The following is a 17,272-nucleotide window of genomic DNA, read 5'->3' on the forward strand; positions in this document are numbered from 1 at the left end:
TTGAAGTTGGTCGCTGGTGGAACAGACCGGGGGACCTACGGTGGCGTAGGCGGGATTTGCAGTGTGAGGTAGGACAGACCTGCTCCGGCGTGCGATTACCCGCTGGTAAGTTAACGGCATGACGAGCACCGACGCGTTGTTGTTCAACCCGGCCACCTACGACCCGCAGCAGTTCGACGCCGAGACTCGGCGGCTGCTGCGCGCGACCATCGAATGGTTCGAGTCGCGGGGTAAGCAGCAGTTGCTGGCCGACGACGCGGACGCGGTGTGGACGGCGGACTTCCTGGACTTCGTCGCGAAGGAAAAGCTGTTCGCGACCTTCCTGACCCCCGCCGCGTACGCCGACGGTGACGAGAACCGGCGCTGGGACGCGGCCCGCAACGCGGCACTGTCGGAGATCTTCGGCTTCTACGGTCTGGCGTACTGGTACGCCGAGCAGGTGACCATCCTCGGCCTCGGCCCGATCTGGCAGAGCGACAACGAGGCGGCCAAGCGGCGGGCGGCCGCCGACCTGGCCGAGGGCCAGGTGATGGCGTTCGGGCTGTCCGAGCGTGAGCACGGCGCCGACATCTACAACACCGACCTCGTGCTGACCCCGAGCGAGCCGGGCAGCGCCGACGCCGAGGCCGGAATCCTGTTCCGCGCCAACGGTGAGAAGTACTACATCGGCAACGGCAATGTGGCGAGCATGGTTTCGGTCTTCTCGCGGCGCGACGACATCGAGGGCGCGGACGGCTACGTGTGGTTCGCCGCGGACAGCAGGCACGAGAACTATCAGCTGCTCGGCAACGTGGTGCACCAGCAGATGTACGTCAGCACTTTCCGTTTGGACAACTACCCGGTGCGCGCGCAGGACATCCTGCACACCGGACCAGAGGCGTTCTCCGCGGCACTGAACACCGTCAACGTCGGCAAGTTCAACCTCTGCCACGGCGGCATCGGCATGGTCGAGCACTCCTTCTACGAGGCGATCACGCACGCGAACAACCGCATCCTCTACGGCAACCCGGTCACCGAGTTCCCGCATGTGCGAACGAATTTCGTCGACGCCTACGCTCGCATCGTGGCGATGAAGCTGTTCAGCGATCGCGCCGTCGACTACTTCCGCAGCGCCAGCCTGGAGGACCGGCGCTACCTGCTGTTCAACCCGATGACGAAGTCGAAGGTGACCTCCGAGGGTGAGACCGTGATGACGCTGCTGCTGGATGTGCTCGCGGCCAAGGGATTCGAGAAGAACACCTACTTCGCCGAAGTGGCGCGGCTGATCAACACGCTGCCCCGGCTCGAGGGCACGGTGCACGTGAACGTCGGGCAGATCCTGAAGTTCATGCCGAACTACCTGTTCAACCCGAAGGACTACCCGGAGATCGGCACCCGGCGCGACGCCGCCGACGACGGGTTCTTCTGGCGGCAGGGCCCGGCGCGCGGCGCGGGCAAGGTGCAGTTCGCCGACTGGACCCCCGCCTACGAGAAGCACGCCGACATCCCGAACGTCGGCCGCTTCTTCGAGCAGGCCCAGGCGCTGCGCACGCTGCTGTCCACCGCCGCCCCGAGCGCCGACCAGCAGCAGGACCTGGACTTCATGCTGACCATCGGCCACCTGTTCTCCTTGGTGGTGTACGGCCAGCTGATCCTGGAGCAGGCGGCGATCACCGGCCTGGACCGCGATCTGCTCGACCAGATCTTCGACTTCCAGATCCGCGACTTCAACACCTACGCAACAACGCTCTACGGCAAGCCGTCCGCCACTCCCGACCAACAGGGTTGGGCCGCTTCGGCATTGCGTCCGCCGGTTGCCGACCGCGCGCGCTTCGACCGCGTCTGGGCCGAGGTCGCGTCCTATGACGGTGCGTACGCGATGCGCCCGTAGTCGCTGCCGCGAAAAGGCCGGTCCCACTGCGGGACCGGCCTTTTCGATGAGTCAGGCTTTGCCGGGAAAGGCGATCGTCGGCGGGTTCGTGCCCAGGATCGACTGCCAAGTAGCAAGCCGCACAGCGCTTTCCGTCAACGCGTCGACGCCCATGCGGCGGATGGGTTCGGAGTCGCCACGTTCGACCACCGAGCGCCACGCGACGGCGGTGTCGGTTTCGACCGTCGCGGCCAGGTGAGCGGCCGGAATGGGGTCGTTGACCGGAAACGGGACGGTGTAGGCGGCGTCCGGCGGTGGCGCGGTGACACCGCCCGCGGTGAGCGCGTCGATGGTGGCGTCCCGGCGGGCACGGTGTGCTGCGGTGTTCTCGGCGACGAGGCGGCCGCGTTCGGTGGAGGCATACGCGGCGATCACACCGTACGCGTAGACCGCCCCGTATTCGGCACGCAGCGCCTCGAGCAGTGCTTGGCGTTCGGCATCTGTCATGCGAGCAACACTCCTGCGTGCACGGCGCAAGCCGCGCTGATCGAGGCGAGCAGCCCCGCCCGATACCCGGACTGGCCACGGGCCAGATCGGCGGCCGCCTGCTGTGACTTGGTGAGCTGAGCGCGTAGCGCCTCGACCGTCGGCGGTGGGCTCGGCGGTATCGCCGTTCCGGACGACACCGCGGACGGGCCGGACGACTGGCCCGGGCCGTTCTCGCGGGTCCGGTGGACCGGCTTGGTGCCGTCACCGTAAACGCCGATCAGCCGATCGATCTCGGCCTTCAAAGCGTCTGCGTGCGCGGTCCTTTCGGTCGCGATCGCGGTCAACGCGCTGTGCCGCTGCGGTGCCAGCGCGATGGCCGCGGTCGCCGCGGCGGCATCGGTGCGGGCCTGAATCTCTTGGGTGGCAAGCGGATCCGGTTCGTACACCTTGTCGTCGCCACAGCCGGTCACGGCGCCGAGCGCGAGCACACCGACCGCGCCGCCACCGGCAAGCCGTAACATGCCGCGGCGGTCCATGGCGAACCGGGAATCGTGCCGGTCGGAGGGGATGCCGGAGGTGCACAGGACGATCGGCTGCGCGGGAAGGCGGATAGGCACGGCACCATCGTGCCAGATTCGCGAGACCGCACCGGACCAGGCATAGACGTGGCGCGCGTAGTGCCTGCCCATTGGTCCTTTACACTCTCTGGGCGCGTTACGCTAGACCCTCGGTAGAAAATTCCCACCGCTTGCGACTGCTCGCAGCGCGCAAGAAACGACACCACCGTGACAACTGAACCAGGAGCCGCCCCATATGCCGATGCCGACCGAGGAAAGGCTGAGCCAGCTGATAGCTGGACTCGTCGAACGCCGAGGATTCGACCTCGAGGGCGTCGAGATTTCGATGACCGGTAAGCATGCGGACGCGCAGGCTCGACTGAAGGTGACCGTCGACAGCGATGGCCCTTCCGATTTGGACACCATCGCCACCCTCAGCACCGAACTCTCGGAGTTGTTCGACGAGGCAGGCGATTTCGGCGAGACGCCGTATTTATTGGAGGTCACCACCCCTGGCGTCGACCGTCCGCTCACCGCGGACCGGCACTGGCGTCGCGCGCGCGGACGCAAGGCGCGTGTCCACCTACGCGAGGGTGCGCAGGCACCCGAGCCGGGCGGATCGGCGAAGTTCGAGGCCAGGGTGGGTGAGCTCAGCGGCGATACGGTGGCGCTGGTGCTCGGCGGTAAGCACAAACCACACGTGGTGCACGTCCCGCTCGCCGATATCGCCGAGGCGGTCGTGCAGGTGGAATTCGCTAAACCGGGCGCCGAGGAATTGGCACTCGCCGGGGGCATCATCCCCGGTCGCCCGGTACCTGGCCAGGAAGATGATGAGACGGCGGTCGACGCCGCGGATGTTCGAGGATCAACACCATTACTACCCGAATCAGTAACAGCGTCCGATTCGCCGACCGAAGGGATCGTGGAATGAACATCGAAATCGAAGCCCTGCGCGCGATCGTCGCCGACAAGGGGATCTCGATCGAGACCGTGATCTCCGCGATCGAGTCGGCGCTGCTCACCGCGTACCGGCACACCGAGGGCCACCAGCCCAACGCGCGCATCGACATCAACCAGAAGACCGGAACGGTCCGGGTGATGGCGCGCGAGCTGGACGCCGACGGCAACATGGTCTCCGAATGGGACGACACCCCAGAGGGTTTCGGCCGCATCGCGGCGACCACCGCCCGCCAGGTGGTGCTGCAGCGGCTGCGTGACGCCGAGAACGAGAAGTCCTTCGGCGAGTTCTCCACGCACGAGGGCGACATCGTCGGCGGTGTGGTGCAGCGCGACGCCAGAGCCAACGCCAGAGGCACCATCGTGGTGCGCATCGGCAGCGAGATCAACGGCGCCGAGGGTTTGATTCCGCCCGCCGAGCAGGTGCCGGGTGAGACCTATGAGCACGGCGACCGGATCAAGTGCTACGTCGTCGGTGTCTCGCGCGGCCCGCGCGGCCCGCAGATCACCCTGTCCCGCACGCACCCCAATCTGGTGCGGCGGCTGTTCGCGCTCGAGGTGCCCGAAATCGCCGACGGCTCGGTGGAAATCGTCGCGGTGGCGCGCGAGGCCGGGCACCGCTCCAAGATCGCGGTGCGCAGCACCGTGTCCGGGGTCAACGCCAAGGGCGCCTGCATCGGCCCGATGGGGCAGCGGGTGCGCAACGTGATGAGCGAGCTGGCCGGCGAGAAGATCGACATCATCGATTACGCGGAGGATCCCGCGACGTTCGTCGGCAATGCGCTGTCGCCGTCGAAAGTGGTGTCGGTCACCATTGTCGATCCCGAGGCGCGTGCCGCGCGGGTCGTGGTGCCGGACTTCCAGCTCTCGCTCGCCATCGGCAAGGAGGGGCAGAACGCCCGCCTGGCCGCCAGGCTGACCGGCTGGCGGATCGATATCCGCAGCGACGCCGCCCCGGACATGGGCGGCGGCTCGGTGCGGACGGAGGCGCACCGGAGTTGACCGGAACCGACGCGGCGCACCGTCCGTTGGACATCTCGGGTCGCGAATCGGACCGCCGGGATGACATGTTGGTAACTTCCGCGGGGGAGCGGTTCGTTGATCCGACCGGGTCGGCGGTAGAGTGGACACAGGTTCAGCACGCGCAACCGATTCGGACCTGTATCGGATGCCGGAAGCGCGAGTTGGCCGCCGATCTGTTGCGGATCGTGGCACGGGAAACGGATACCGGAAACGGGCCGAATTCCGTCGCGATCCTTCCCGATCCGCGGCGCAGACTTCCCGGACGGGGTGCCTGGTTGCACCCCGTCTCGGCTTGTCTGACCGCGGCAGAACGGCGCCGAGCATTCGGCAGAGCACTAAGAGTGTCCGGAAATCTGGATATCTCAGCCCTGGAGAAGTACCTCGAGAACAGGCACGAGCACTCATGAGCACACCGTGAAGCACCAACGATGAACGTCCATCGGAGATAACCCGAGGTCGTGCGGGCCCCGTCCCTGAACAACGGGTGCACCTGCTCGACCTCTCAGTGAGGAGAGCAGTGGCAGGCAAGGCCCGCGTGCACGAGTTGGCCAAAGAACTCGGTGTCACCAGCAAGGAACTACTCGCACAGCTCAAGGAGCAGGGCGAGTTCGTGAAGTCGGCGTCCTCGACGGTGGAAGCTCCCGTCGCGCGCCGGCTGCGTGAGTCGTTCGCATCCAAATCAGCCCCCGCGAACGGCACCAAGTCGGGATCACGCCCCGGCCCGTCCTCGTCGGCCCGTCCGGCCGCGAAGCCCGCAGGAAACGGTCCCCGTCCGGGCCCGCGTCCGTCGGCTCCCGCGCCCGCTCCGGCCGCGGCGGCTCAGCAGGAAACCGTCCGTGACACCCCGCGTACCAGCGAGGGACCGGCCGTGAAGCCGGGACCCGCGGCACGTCCCACCCCGGCCCCCGCGGCCAAGCCCGCGCCCGCCCAGGAAGTCGCACCGGCAGCCGCCGCGGCGGCGTCCACCGAGGCGACCGCGAGCTCCGCGCCCGCGACACCGGCCGGGCCGCGCCCGACGCCGAACGCCGCGCGTCCGGGTCAGCAGCAGCAACGTCCCGGTGCCCCGGCACAGGGCTCGCCGCGTCCCGGTGGTTCGGGCCCGCGTCCGGGTCCGAAGACCCCCCGGGTCGGCAACAATCCGTATTCGTCGGCTCCCGAGCGTCCCGCGCCGCGTCCGGCCCCCGGTCAGGGCGGCCCGCGTCCGGGTCCGGCTCAGGGTGGCCCGCGTCCCGGCCCGGCACAGGGTTCCTCGCGTCCGGGTACTCCGGCGCAGGGTTCGCGCCCGGCGCCCGGTCAGGGCGGTCCCCGTCCCGGCGGTCCGCGGCCGAGCCCCGGCTCGATGCCGCCGCGGCCCAACCCCGGTGCCATGCCCGCTCGTTCGGCTCGTCCGGCTCCGGGCGGCGGCGCGGGTGGCGGACGTCCCGGTGGTCCGGGTGGTCGTCCGGGTGGACCGGGCGGTCGTCCCGGTGGCGGCGGCGGTGGCGGTGGCTACCGCGGCGGTCCCGGTGGTGGCGGTGGCGGCACGGGTGCGCCCGGTGCGGGCGCCGGTGCTCCCGCGGCCGGTGGTTTCCGTGGTCGTCCCGGTGGCGGCGGCGGTCGTCCCGGTGGTCCGGGTGGACGTGGCGGCGCGGCCGGTGCGTTCGGTCGTCCCGGTGGCGCTGTTCGCCGTGGCCGTAAGTCGAAGCGGGCGAAGCGCGCCGAGTACGAGAGCATGCAGGCGCCCGCCGTTGGTGGCGTGCGGCTGCCGCGCGGTAACGGCGAGATCATCCGTCTCGCCCGCGGCGCGTCGCTGTCGGACTTCGCGGACAAGATCGACGCCAACCCGGCCTCACTGGTCCAAGCCTTGTTCAACCTCGGCGAAATGGTCACCGCGACCCAGTCGGTGAACGACGAGACCCTCGAGCTGCTCGGCAGCGAGATGAACTACGTCGTGCACGTGGTCAGCCCGGAGGACGAGGACCGCGAGCTGCTGGAATCGTTCGACCTGACCTACGGCGAGGACGAGGGCGGCGAAGACGATCTCGAGCAGCGTCCGCCGGTGGTGACCGTGATGGGTCACGTCGACCACGGTAAGACCCGACTGCTGGACACGATCCGTAAGGCCAACGTCCGTGAGGGCGAGGCCGGTGGCATCACCCAGCACATCGGCGCCTACCAGGTGATGACGCACCTCGGCGAGAACGATCGCCTGATCACCTTCATCGATACCCCGGGTCACGAGGCGTTCACCGCCATGCGTGCCCGTGGTGCGAAGGCCACCGATATCGCGATCCTGGTGGTCGCCGCCGACGACGGCGTCATGCCGCAGACGGTGGAGGCGATCAACCACGCCCAGGCGGCCGACGTGCCGATCGTGGTGGCGGTCAACAAGATCGACAAGGAAGGCGCGAACCCGGACAAGATCCGGCAGCAGCTGACCGAATACAACCTGGTTGCCGAGGAATACGGTGGCGACACCATGTTCGTCGACATCTCCGCGCGGGAGAACATCAACATCGAGGCCCTCCTCGAGGCTGTGCTGCTCACCGCGGACGCGGCACTGGACCTGCGGGCGAACCCGGACATGGACGCGCAGGGTGTTGCCATCGAGGCGCACCTCGACCGCGGCCGTGGCCCGGTGGCGACCGTGCTCATCCAGCGCGGCACGCTGCGCGTCGGCGACTCGATCGTGGCGGGCGACGCCTACGGTCGCGTCCGGCGCATGGTCGACGAGCACGGCGAGGATGTCATCGCGGCGCTGCCGTCGCGGCCGGTCCAGGTCATCGGCTTCACGTCGGTGCCGGGTGCCGGTGACAACCTGCTGGTTGTCGACGAGGACCGGATCGCTCGCCAGATCGCCGACCGCCGCAATGCGCGCAAGCGCAACGCGCTGGCCGCACGCAGCCGCAAGCGGATCAGCCTGGAAGATCTCGATGCCGCGCTGAAGGAGACTTCGGAGCTCAACCTGATCCTCAAGGGCGACAACTCCGGTACCGTCGAGGCCCTCGAAGAGGCGCTGCTCGGTATCCAGATCGACGACGAGGTTCGCCTGCGGGTCATCGACCGCGGTGTCGGTGGTGTCACCGAGACCAACGTCAACCTGGCGTCGGCGTCGAACGCGATCATCATCGGGTTCAACGTCCGGGCCGAGGGCAAGGCCACCGAGCTGGCCAACCGCGAAGGCGTGGACATCCGGTACTACTCGGTGATCTACCAGGCCATCGACGAGATCGAGAAGGCCCTCAAGGGCATGCTCAAGCCGATCTACGAAGAGGTCGAGCTGGGCCGGGCGGAGATCCGCGCGATCTTCCGTTCGTCGAAGGTCGGCAACATCGCCGGCTGCATGGTCACCTCGGGTTCGGTCAAGCGCAACGCCAAGGCGCGCCTGCTCCGCGACAACGTGGTGGTCGCCGAAACGGTCACGATCTCTTCCTTGAAGCGGGAAAAGGACGACGTCACCGAGGTCCGCGAGGGCTTCGAATGCGGTTTGACGTTGACCTACAACGACATCAAGGAAGGCGACATCATCGAGGCCTACGAGCTGCGCGAGAAGCCGCGCGACTGAGTTCACGCACCGCACGTCACGCCGGGCACCCGCTCGGCGTGACGTGCGGGATGAGCTCCGCATAGCTCGGGCCTTTTCGACACAAAGAGGTGCGTAGTTGTTCCTGGGGGCACTCGAGTTCGACCTTCTCCTCGGAGACGTGCACTCGCTGAAAGAGAAGCGTTCCGTGATCCGGCCGATTCTGGCCGAATTGCAGCGCTTCGGGGTGAGTGCCGCCGAGGGCGGCGAGCAAGACCGCCATCGTCGCTCATTGCTGGGGGTTGCCCTGGTCAGTTCCGGTATGGATCACCTGACCGAGGTACTCGACCGCTGTGAGCGGCATGTCGCGGCACGTCCGGAGTTACAGTTGCTGGCAGTGCGCCGCAGGATCTTCGGACCCGAAGACTAACTATCTAGTGAGGAAGGTTCAGCCATGGTGGATCAAGCCAGGGCACGCCGACTCGCCAAGCGGATCTCCTCGATCGTGGCCACCGCGATCGAGTACGAGATCAAGGATCCGCGGCTGGGTTTCGTGACCGTCACCGACGCCAAGGTCACCGGCGATCTGCGCGACGCGACGGTGTACTACACGGTGCTCGGCGAAACCTTGGATGCCGAACCGGACTATCTGGGCGCGGCAGCGGGTCTGGAGAAGGCCAAGGGGGTGCTGCGCTCCAAGGTGGGCGCGGGCACCGGCGTGAAGTTCACGCCGACCCTGACGTTCGTGCTCGACAAGGTGCCCGAGGTCGCCAAGGACATGGAAGAGCTGCTGGCCAGGGCCAAGGCAGCGGACGAAGAGGTGGCGAAGGTGGCCGCCAACGCCAGGCACGCGGGCGACGCCGACCCGTACAAGGTCGAACGCGACGACGCTGAGTGACCTGCGGTAGACGATGACGATAATGCGGGACGCGGTCGACCTCGAATCTGCCGTCGAGGCGTTGAACGCCGCCCGTTCGGTCACCATCGTCTGCCACGTACAACCGGACGCCGACACCATCGGCAGCGGCCTCGCGCTGGCGCTCGTCCTGCACCGGCGCGGGCTGCCGGTGTGGGTGTCGTTCGCGGAACCGGCCGAGCTGCCCGAATCAATGCGGTCGCTGCCCGGTGTGCAGCACCTGGTTGCGCCTGCCGACGTGCCCGCCGAGGTCGATCTGCTGATCGCGGTCGATTGCGGTAGTGCCGGTCGGCTCGGTGCGCTGGCCGACCGAATGCCCGGTGCGGCACAGACTTTGGTGATCGACCATCATCGATCCAATGCCCGATTCGGGACGATCAATGTGGTCGACGCGGGTGCGGAGTCGACGACGAGCCTGATCGTGCGGTTGCTCGATGTGTGGGGCGTGGCGATCGATGCGGAAGTGGCGCATTGCCTTTACGCGGGCCTGGTGACCGATACCGGCTCGTTCCGGTGGGTTCGTCCGGGTACCCACAAGTTGGCCGAGCGGCTGTTGGCCACCGGAATCGACGGGGCCGAGATCGCCAGGGCGCTGCTGGACACCCATCCGTTCGGGTGGCTGACCATGCTGTCCCGGGTGCTCGGCACCGCGCAGCTCGTGCCGGGCGTGCACGGTGGCATCGGGCTGGTGTACGCGTTCGTGCGGCTCGCCGATATCGCCGAGGTGAGTTCGGAAGAGGCGGAGAGCGTTATCGACATCGTCCGCACCACCTCGGAGGCGGGCATCGCGGCGGTGTTCAAGGAATCCAGTACCGGCGGGGACCGATGGACGGTGTCGCTGCGTGCTCGCGACAGTCAGCCCGGAGCCGACGATGGGGTGGACGTTGCGGAGATAGCGTCCGCGCTCGGGGGTGGTGGGCATCGGTTCGCCGCCGGGTATACGGCCTACGGCAGTCCCGACGACCTGGTCGCCGGGCTGCTTGCCGCGCTGGCGTGAGCGTCGGCGGCGCGTTGTCGTCTGCCCTTTCGCTGCTGCTGCGGCATATACCTGGCGTCCGGCCGCGATGAAGGCGCGAAGTCGCTGGTCTGTCGGTGGCTCATGGCAGGGTAACGGGCGTAGTCGCTGCCCCGGCCCGCGTTGCCGGGTGCGCGCAAGATCGTGGGCCCGGACTGTCCGGCGCGCTGGATGCGTTGTGCTGAGGGAGGTTTGATGAGCGGCGAGTTGTCGGCCGAGGGCGACCCGGCGGCGGGCGCGGTGCCGTCGGCGGTGGCCACCGGTGCGGCCGTGCTCGACCCGGCGGCCGAGGCCGGGCCGGGGCGGATACTCCGGATCGCGGTGCCCACCCTCGGTGTGCTCGTCGCCGAGCCGATCTATCTGCTGTTCGATCTCGCCGTGGTCGGGCGGCTCGGCGCGCTCGCGCTGGCCGGGCTCGCGGTGGGCGGATTGATTCTGGCGCAGACGAGTTCGCAGTTGACGTTCCTGTCCTACGGCACGACCGCGCGGGCGGCGCGCAAACACGGCGCGGGTGACGATCGCGGTGCGGTAGCCGAAGGCGTGCAGGCGACCTGGCTGGCGATCGCGGTCGGCCTGCTGATCCTGGTGCTGGTTCAGCTTTTCGCGGTGCCGCTGACCAGTGCGATCGCCGGTGGTGGGGATATCGCCGACGAGGCGCTCGACTGGGTGCGGATCGCATTGTTCGGGGTGCCGCTGATCCTGATCTCCATGGCGGGCAACGGATGGTTGCGCGGGTTGCAGGAGACCCGCCGTCCGCTTATCTATGTTGTTGCCGGGCTTGGTGTTTCGGGTGTGCTGTGTCCGGTGCTCGTGCACGGGCTGCTCGGCGCGCCACGGCTGGAGCTACCCGGCTCCGCCGTCGCGAACGTGGCCGGTCAGCTGGTGATGGCCGGGTTGTTTCTGAATGCCCTTGTCCGGGAACGGGTTTCGCTCGCGCCGCACTGGTCGGTGATGCGTGCGCAGCTGGTCCTCGGCCGGGACCTGATCGTCCGCAGCCTCGCCTTCCAGGCCTGCTTCGTCTCCGCCGCCGCTGTTGCCGCCCGCTTCGGTGCCGCCTCGGTCGCCGCGCATCAGCTGGTGCTGCAACTCTGGAATTTCCTTGCGCTGACCCTGGACGCGCTCGCCATCGCCGCGCAGACGCTGGTCGGCGCGGCGCTCGGCGCGGGCGACGCGCCCGGTGCCCGCGCGCTGGCCCGGCGCGTCACCGGCTGGTCGGAAATCTTCGCGCTCGGGCTCGCCGCGTGTTTCGCCGCGGGAGCCGGTCTGATCCCGAAACTGTTCACCGACGATCCCGCCGTGCTGGACCGCACCTACGTCACGTGGTGGTTCTTCGTGTGCATCATTCCGGTGGCGGGCATCGTGTTCGCCCTCGACGGCGTCCTGCTCGGCGCAGGCGACGCCGCCTACCTGCGCACCACGACCCTCGGCTCGGCCTTGCTCGGCTTCCTGCCCGCGATCTGGTTGTCCCTGGTCTTCGACTGGGGTATCGCCGGAATCTGGTCCGGCCTGGTCGCTTTCATGCTGCTGCGTCTGGTCGCCGTCTCCTGGCGGGCCTGGTCCGGCCAGTGGGCTCGCGTCGGTGCCGAAGTCCCAAGTCCCGTCCACAACGCCGGATAATTGACGAAACCCCGGACAACGCCCGAGGTTTCGCGTATTGCTGAGGATCCGCACCCTGACTCGGCATTCGCACTAGGGCCCTGAAGTCGGTCCGGGTCCGAGTGTGGGTGCGGATTCCGCCGTTAACTGTTGGTCAGGAAGCACTGGTCGTTCGGCAGTGCCTCGACCGTTGCGGCGGGCACCGTTATTTTGGCGCAGGCGAGGGTTGGGTACGAGTTCGGCGTATCACTGTCGGCCGGGAAGTCGGCACAGTAGGTGAGGGCCAGGTGCTCGCCCGCGGCGAGCGGGCGGGTGAGTGTGAAGTCCGCCGGGGCTGGCCTGCGCTCGGACAGCGCGTTCTGCCGCGGATCGCCGTCGATCAGCAGCGTGCACTGGACCGTGCCGTCGGCGACGTCGGTGCTGATCTGGCTCAGCGTCGCGGCGACGGTCTCGCCGGCCAGTTCCAGCTTCGCGCTGCTCGGTGGCGTGACGGTCGCCGCGGCCAGGGCGGGAACGGCGAGGACAATGGCGGCCGCGGCCGATGATGCCACGACAATCCCTCGGAAAGTGTTGCGTGCGATCATGTTCGGACAACCTACCGGGTCGTTCGCCGATATCCGCGAGGTAGCGGGTTCCGAGACAAATGCCTCATTTCGGTTTGACCGGGCTCTCGACGGTCCATCCCGAATGGCGCACAGCTCGCCTCGACGTGCCACTCGGCGGACGTGCGGCGGGGTGGCAGGCGAAGATCGGGGCGGGTGTGCCAAGGTAGATATGGTGATACCCAAGTTGATGGCGGTGAGCGACATTCACGTCGGGCACCAGGGGAATCGGCCGGTGGTCGAGCAGATTCAAGCCGACTCGCCGGAAGACTGGCTGATCGTGGCCGGGGACGTGGGGGAGAAGACCGACGACATCCGGTGGGCGCTCCAGCTGCTGCGCGGCCGGTTCGCCAAGGTGATCTGGGTGCCCGGCAACCACGAGCTGTGGACGACGGCGAAGGACCCGGTGCAGATGACCGGCGTCGCACGCTACGACTACCTCGTGTCGATCTGCCGGGATCTGGACGTGCTGACCCCGGAGGATCCCTTCCCGGTCTGGGAGGGTGCTGGTGCCGAACAGCACGGCGGCGCGGTGACGGTGGCCCCGCTGTTTCTCCTGTACGACTACTCGTTCCTGCCGAAGGGCGCCACCACCAAGGCGGAGGGGCTCGCCATCGCGCGGGACCGCAACGTGGTGGCCACCGACGAATACCTGCTCTCCTCCGACCCCTACCTCACCCGTGACGCGTGGTGTCATGCCCGCGTGCAGGTCACCAAGCGCAAGCTGGACGCGTTGCCCGAAGGCACACCGCTGGTGTTGGTCAATCACTTCCCGATGGTCCGCCAGCCGACCGACGTGCTGTTTTACCCCGAGTTCGCGCTCTGGTGCGGCACCGAACTGACCGCCGACTGGCACACCCGCTACAACGTGCTCTGTTCGGTCTACGGCCACCTGCACATCCCGCGCACCTCGCACTACGACGGCGTCCGCTTCGAAGAGGTGTCCCTCGGCTACCCCCGCGAATGGCAGCGCCGTGGCCTCCCCGAACGCCTGCTCCGGCAGATCCTCCCCGCCCCGGAATACCCGCCGGGCTCGCTGAACGACTGGGGCGGACACTTCAAGGTCACCCCGGAGATGGAAGCCGCCGCCGCGGAGATGCGCGCCAAAGCCGAGCGTCGCCGCGGGGTGTGAGCAGTGGCGGGAGTCGTGCAGCCGGTCGACCTGGCAGCTCGCTGGGTGACCGGTTGCCAGCTCACGCATGACAATTTGATTCCCAACGCGACTACTGATTTGGTGGGTATATGGGTAACTCGTCGGGTGCGGGCACACTCAGCCACTCGTTGACCGCCGGACGCCATTCGTACGTGTGCGGCTCACGAGTTCGGCCTGAAGTTTCGGGGAGGCGGACGAGTTGATCGAGAACATATTGCCCGCGGGTGTCGCGTCGGCTGAGCTGCTGGAGTATCCGGAGGACCTGAAGGCGCATCCGGCGGAGGAGCATCTCATCGCGAAGGCGGTGGAGAAGCGGCGCCGGGACTTCATCGGGGCCAGGCACTGTGCGCGGCTGGCGCTGGCCGAGCTCGGCGAGCCGCCGGTGGCCATCGGCAAGGGCGAGCGGGGCGCGCCGATCTGGCCGCGCGGCATCGTCGGCAGCATGACGCACTGCGACGGGTATCGGGCCGCGGCGCTGGCGCACAAGATGCGCTTCCGTTCCATCGGCATCGACGCCGAGCCGCATGCGGCGCTGCCGGAGGGGGTGCTGGATTCGGTGAGTTTGCCGCCGGAACGAGAGTGGTTGAACACCACCTATTCCGGGCTGCACCTGGACCGGTTGCTGTTCTGCGCCAAGGAAGCGACGTTCAAGGCGTGGTGGCCGTTGACCGATCGCTGGCTCGGTTTCGAGGACGCGCACATCACCTTCGAGATCCAGGACAGCTCCGAGGATTCCGGCCACGGCACCTTCCGCAGCGAGCTGCTGGTGCCGGGACAGACCAACGATGGTGGGGTGCCGTTGATTTCGTTCGACGGCCGGTGGCTGATCGCCGACGGGTTCATCCTCACCGCGATCGTGCACGCCTGATGGACGGTCTCGGCGGGTTGCTTATCGTCGACAAGGACAGCGGCATGACCAGCCACGACGTCGTCGCGAAATGCCGGAAGCTGTTGCACACCAAGAAGGTCGGGCACGCGGGCACGCTCGACCCGATGGCGACCGGCGTGCTCGTGCTCGGCGTGGAACGGGCCACGAAACTGCTCGGCCTGCTCACCCTGACCACCAAGGCGTACACCGCGACCATCCGCCTCGGCCAGGCCACCACCACCGACGACGCCGAGGGTGAGGTGCTCTCCACCGCCCCGGCGCTGCATCTCTCCGATGACGAAATCGCCACGCACACAGCGAAGCTCACCGGCGACATCGAACAGGTACCCGCCACGGTAAGCGCGATCAAGGTGAATGGCGAACGCGCCTACGCCCGGCACCGCGCGGGCGAAGAAGTGCAGCTGGCGGCCCGCCCGGTTACCGTGTCCCGCTTCGACATCCGCACCCGCCGCGACGTCGAGGACGGCGCGTTTGTCGACCTCGACGTGATCGTCGAATGCACCTCCGGCACCTATGTGCGCGCCCTGGCCCGCGACCTCGGCGCCGCACTCGGCGTCGGCGGCCACCTGACGGCCCTGCGCCGCACCAGGGTTGGCCCCTTCACCCTCGAACACGCCCGCACCCTGGCCGATTTGGCGACAGCCGCCGAATCCGAGGCCGCCATGCTCAGCCTCGACATGGACGAGGCGGTGCGAACCGCGTTCCCGCACAGAGAGATCGACGCCGCGCAAACCGACGACCTCCGCAACGGCCGCTGGCTGGAACCCATCGGACTGCCCGGCGTCTACGCCGCGATCGATCCGGAAGGTCGCGCGATCGCGCTGCTTCAGGAGAGCGGGAAGCGCGCGGCGTCTGTGATGGTTGTCCGCCCGTCCAATCTGTAATCCCGATGTCCGCTACCTGGCGAGGCTCTGGATCATGTCTGCTTCGCCTCGACTGCTTGAATATCGGGTCCGAGGATCGGCTGCAGGGCGCCGAGGAGTGAGCCGACGCTGATGTCGAGCAGTTCGGCGCGGGTGAAATGGCGGTTCTCCAACCATTCGACCGTCAATACCCGCACGAAGGCGAGCCAGCTCATCAGCACCGAGGACACCTGGGTTCGGGTGCCTCCTTCGACGCCGAGCGCGTCCAGGAGTCGACGGCGCAGTTCGCCGAGTTCGCCCGCGATGATGGCCTGGATGGTGGGGTCCCCCGCGAGGACGCGATTCGCCGCGAGCACGCTGTTGGCGTTGGCCTCGAAGTAGTCGAAGTGGGTGTTGAGTCCGGCGGTCAGCTGCTCGGCGAGCGGCCTTCCGTCGTCGAGGGGCGTGGCGACCAGTAGCTGGTCCGCCGCCTGCTCGTAGACCCCGGCGAAGAGGTCGCGCTTGCTCGGGAAATGGCGATAGAGCAGGGCACGGGAGACCCCGGCGGCCGTCGCGACGTCCTCCATCAGTACCGCGTCGTAGGCGCGCTCGGCGAACAGTCGCGCGCCCGCTTCCAGCAGCACCTGACGGCGCTCGTCTGGGGATAGGCGGCGGCGGATACTCATATCGAAAACTCTAGTTGACGTCTGTCTACTAAGCATCGTAGGGTCTGATAGTAGACAAACGTCAACTTGCGCGCGGCCGGTGGTGAGAGTGGGAATCCACTGTCTGCCAGCAGGATTCGTCGCAAACCCGTGGAGGGGCACCATGGCAACCGCACTCAAATGGCTTTCGATGACGATGGGCGTCGCCTGCGTCGCGATCGGCATCTTCCACCTGGCCGCAGGCATCGACGGCATCCCCGACATGGGCGACGACGGCGCCACCGCCGACAGCCAGACCAGGTTCTTCGGCGCGATCTTCCTCGGCTACGGCGTCGTCTGGATCTGGGCCGCGCGCCAGACCCCGATCCCGTCCACCGTCATCCGCTGGCTCGCGGGCATATTGCTGCTCGGCGCCCTCGGCCGTTTCATCTCCGTCGCCGTCTACGGCTGGCCGCACTGGTTCCAGATCGCCCTCACCGCCATCGAGGTCGCCCTCCCACCGATCTACCTCTGGCTCGCCACCGCCGACGAAAAACGCACCGCCCCAACCCCAATGGCAGGCAGCACCCCGGCGTTCAGCTGACGAGGGCGTGTGCCGAGCCGTCTATCCGACGTCTACGCCGAACGAGGACTTGGCTGCAATGAACCGCGACTGTGTCCCGGTCGGCAAATCTGTTCTGAGCTGCTCTCCGGCAAGGAAATCCGGACAGTGTGCACTGTCCGCTCGATGACTCCCTGTTGTCCCGAGCCGAATTCGATGCCGCGCTGATGGGCGGTCGCATCGACAAGCCCGCCGCCGACCTCCTGCCCGCCCCCGACCAGGACAACAACGACTCCCTCTCCCGCTGACCGCCATCGAACGGGACATGGTGGCGCCGACACGCCGATCGCCCCGCCCTCACGTCCCGCTGGGCGACGGAGAGCGGTTCGCCGAAGGGACATGGTGGCGGGATGCGCTGGCACCCGTGCCATCGTGTCCCGTTGACGGCGGTAGGCAGCACCCCGCTGCGCGGGATGGCGTGGCCGCCAAGGGATTCGGGTCGTCGAACGGGACATAGCGGCGGGGACACGCCGATCGCCCCGCCCTCACGTCCCGCTGGGCGACGGAGAGCGGTTCGCCGACGGGACATGGTGGCGGGGACGCGCTGGCACCCGTGCCATCGTGTCCCGTTGACGGCGGTAGGCAGCACCCCGCTGCGCGGGATGGCGTGGCCGCC

Annotated in this window: 18 protein-coding genes; 14 read left to right on the plus strand and 4 right to left on the minus strand. The window is 67.9% G+C overall.

Going from position 1 to position 17,272, the window contains the following annotated elements:
• Positions 1 to 118: 118 nt before the first annotated feature.
• Complete coding sequence (locus ACIA8C_RS29075; RefSeq protein WP_397140101.1) at positions 119 to 1,870, plus strand: acyl-CoA dehydrogenase family protein; 1,752 nt, start codon at positions 119 to 121, stop codon at positions 1,868 to 1,870.
• A 51-nt stretch (positions 1,871 to 1,921) separates the two neighbouring features.
• On the opposite strand, the gene ACIA8C_RS29080 is transcribed toward ACIA8C_RS29075, so the two are convergent.
• Positions 1,922 to 2,356, minus strand: a complete 435-nt coding sequence (locus ACIA8C_RS29080) for a ferritin-like domain-containing protein (RefSeq protein ID WP_397140103.1) — start codon at positions 2,354 to 2,356, stop codon at positions 1,922 to 1,924.
• Positions 2,353 to 2,874 carry a hypothetical protein gene (locus ACIA8C_RS29085; RefSeq protein WP_397140309.1) on the minus strand — a complete coding sequence of 174 codons (522 nt, stop codon included), beginning with the start codon at positions 2,872 to 2,874 and terminating at the stop codon, positions 2,353 to 2,355. The genes ACIA8C_RS29080 and ACIA8C_RS29085 overlap by 4 nt, the downstream gene beginning before the upstream one ends.
• A 277-nt stretch (positions 2,875 to 3,151) precedes the next feature.
• Here ACIA8C_RS29085 and rimP point away from each other — a divergent pair, with 277 nt between their 5' ends.
• The 8 genes from rimP (at position 3,152) to ACIA8C_RS29125 (ending at position 11,925) form a co-directional block, all read left to right on the plus strand.
• Complete coding sequence (gene rimP / locus ACIA8C_RS29090) at positions 3,152 to 3,826, plus strand: ribosome maturation factor RimP (protein ID WP_397140105.1); 675 nt, start codon at positions 3,152 to 3,154, stop codon at positions 3,824 to 3,826.
• Positions 3,823 to 4,854 (plus strand): transcription termination factor NusA, encoded by a 1,032-nt coding sequence (gene nusA / locus ACIA8C_RS29095; RefSeq protein WP_150405716.1) that lies wholly within the window; start codon positions 3,823 to 3,825, stop codon positions 4,852 to 4,854. The genes rimP and nusA overlap by 4 nt, the downstream gene beginning before the upstream one ends.
• A 68-nt stretch (positions 4,855 to 4,922) precedes the next feature.
• Complete coding sequence (locus tag ACIA8C_RS29100) at positions 4,923 to 5,282, plus strand: YlxR family protein (RefSeq protein ID WP_397140311.1); 360 nt, start codon at positions 4,923 to 4,925, stop codon at positions 5,280 to 5,282.
• 110 nt (positions 5,283 to 5,392) lie between these two features.
• Positions 5,393 to 8,419, plus strand: a complete 3,027-nt coding sequence (infB, locus tag ACIA8C_RS29105; RefSeq protein WP_397140108.1) for a translation initiation factor IF-2 — start codon at positions 5,393 to 5,395, stop codon at positions 8,417 to 8,419.
• A 97-nt stretch (positions 8,420 to 8,516) separates the two neighbouring features.
• Positions 8,517 to 8,807, plus strand: coding sequence for a DUF503 domain-containing protein (locus ACIA8C_RS29110; protein ID WP_357378586.1), 291 nt, complete (start codon positions 8,517 to 8,519; stop codon positions 8,805 to 8,807).
• 24 nt (positions 8,808 to 8,831) lie between these two features.
• The gene (gene rbfA / locus ACIA8C_RS29115) at positions 8,832 to 9,275 is read left to right on the plus strand and encodes a 30S ribosome-binding factor RbfA (RefSeq protein WP_396992386.1); all 444 of its coding nucleotides are present in this window, start codon (positions 8,832 to 8,834) and stop codon (positions 9,273 to 9,275) included.
• A gap of 13 nt (positions 9,276 to 9,288) precedes the next feature.
• The gene (locus ACIA8C_RS29120; protein WP_397140110.1) at positions 9,289 to 10,290 is read left to right on the plus strand and encodes a bifunctional oligoribonuclease/PAP phosphatase NrnA; all 1,002 of its coding nucleotides are present in this window, start codon (positions 9,289 to 9,291) and stop codon (positions 10,288 to 10,290) included.
• A 213-nt stretch (positions 10,291 to 10,503) separates the two neighbouring features.
• A complete protein-coding gene (locus ACIA8C_RS29125) occupies positions 10,504 to 11,925 on the plus strand; it encodes an MATE family efflux transporter (RefSeq protein WP_397140112.1) in 1,422 nt (473 codons plus the stop codon).
• Between the two features lie 122 nt (positions 11,926 to 12,047).
• Here the strand turns inward: ACIA8C_RS29125 and ACIA8C_RS29130 are convergent, their stop codons facing one another.
• On the minus strand, positions 12,048 to 12,455 hold the full coding sequence (locus ACIA8C_RS29130) for a hypothetical protein (protein WP_397140114.1): 408 nt from the start codon (positions 12,453 to 12,455) through the stop codon (positions 12,048 to 12,050).
• 223 nt (positions 12,456 to 12,678) lie between these two features.
• Here ACIA8C_RS29130 and ACIA8C_RS29135 point away from each other — a divergent pair, with 223 nt between their 5' ends.
• The 3 genes from ACIA8C_RS29135 (at position 12,679) to truB (ending at position 15,432) form a co-directional block, all read left to right on the plus strand.
• Positions 12,679 to 13,638 carry a metallophosphoesterase family protein gene (locus ACIA8C_RS29135; RefSeq protein ID WP_397140116.1) on the plus strand — a complete coding sequence of 320 codons (960 nt, stop codon included), beginning with the start codon at positions 12,679 to 12,681 and terminating at the stop codon, positions 13,636 to 13,638.
• Positions 13,639 to 13,858: 220 nt separating this feature from the next.
• Positions 13,859 to 14,527, plus strand: a complete 669-nt coding sequence (npt, locus tag ACIA8C_RS29140; protein ID WP_397140118.1) for a 4'-phosphopantetheinyl transferase Npt — start codon at positions 13,859 to 13,861, stop codon at positions 14,525 to 14,527.
• Positions 14,527 to 15,432, plus strand: a complete 906-nt coding sequence (gene truB, locus ACIA8C_RS29145; RefSeq protein WP_397140120.1) for a tRNA pseudouridine(55) synthase TruB — start codon at positions 14,527 to 14,529, stop codon at positions 15,430 to 15,432. Before npt ends, truB begins: the two co-directional genes overlap by 1 nt.
• Positions 15,433 to 15,464: 32 nt before the next feature.
• Here truB and ACIA8C_RS29150 read toward each other — a convergent pair whose 3' ends face one another.
• Positions 15,465 to 16,076 carry a TetR/AcrR family transcriptional regulator gene (locus tag ACIA8C_RS29150; RefSeq protein WP_397140122.1) on the minus strand — a complete coding sequence of 204 codons (612 nt, stop codon included), beginning with the start codon at positions 16,074 to 16,076 and terminating at the stop codon, positions 15,465 to 15,467.
• A 142-nt stretch (positions 16,077 to 16,218) separates the two neighbouring features.
• On the opposite strand from ACIA8C_RS29150, the gene ACIA8C_RS29155 reads away from it, so the two are divergent.
• Complete coding sequence (locus ACIA8C_RS29155) at positions 16,219 to 16,638, plus strand: DUF4345 domain-containing protein (RefSeq protein ID WP_397140124.1); 420 nt, start codon at positions 16,219 to 16,221, stop codon at positions 16,636 to 16,638.
• A gap of 128 nt (positions 16,639 to 16,766) precedes the next feature.
• The gene (locus ACIA8C_RS29160) at positions 16,767 to 16,904 is read left to right on the plus strand and encodes a hypothetical protein (protein WP_397140126.1); all 138 of its coding nucleotides are present in this window, start codon (positions 16,767 to 16,769) and stop codon (positions 16,902 to 16,904) included.
• The last annotated feature ends 368 nt before the right edge of the window (positions 16,905 to 17,272 follow it).

It is taken from the genome of Nocardia sp. NPDC051321, from assembly GCF_044455225.1.
In the GTDB taxonomy this organism is placed as follows: Bacteria; Actinomycetota; Actinomycetes; order Mycobacteriales; family Mycobacteriaceae; genus Nocardia.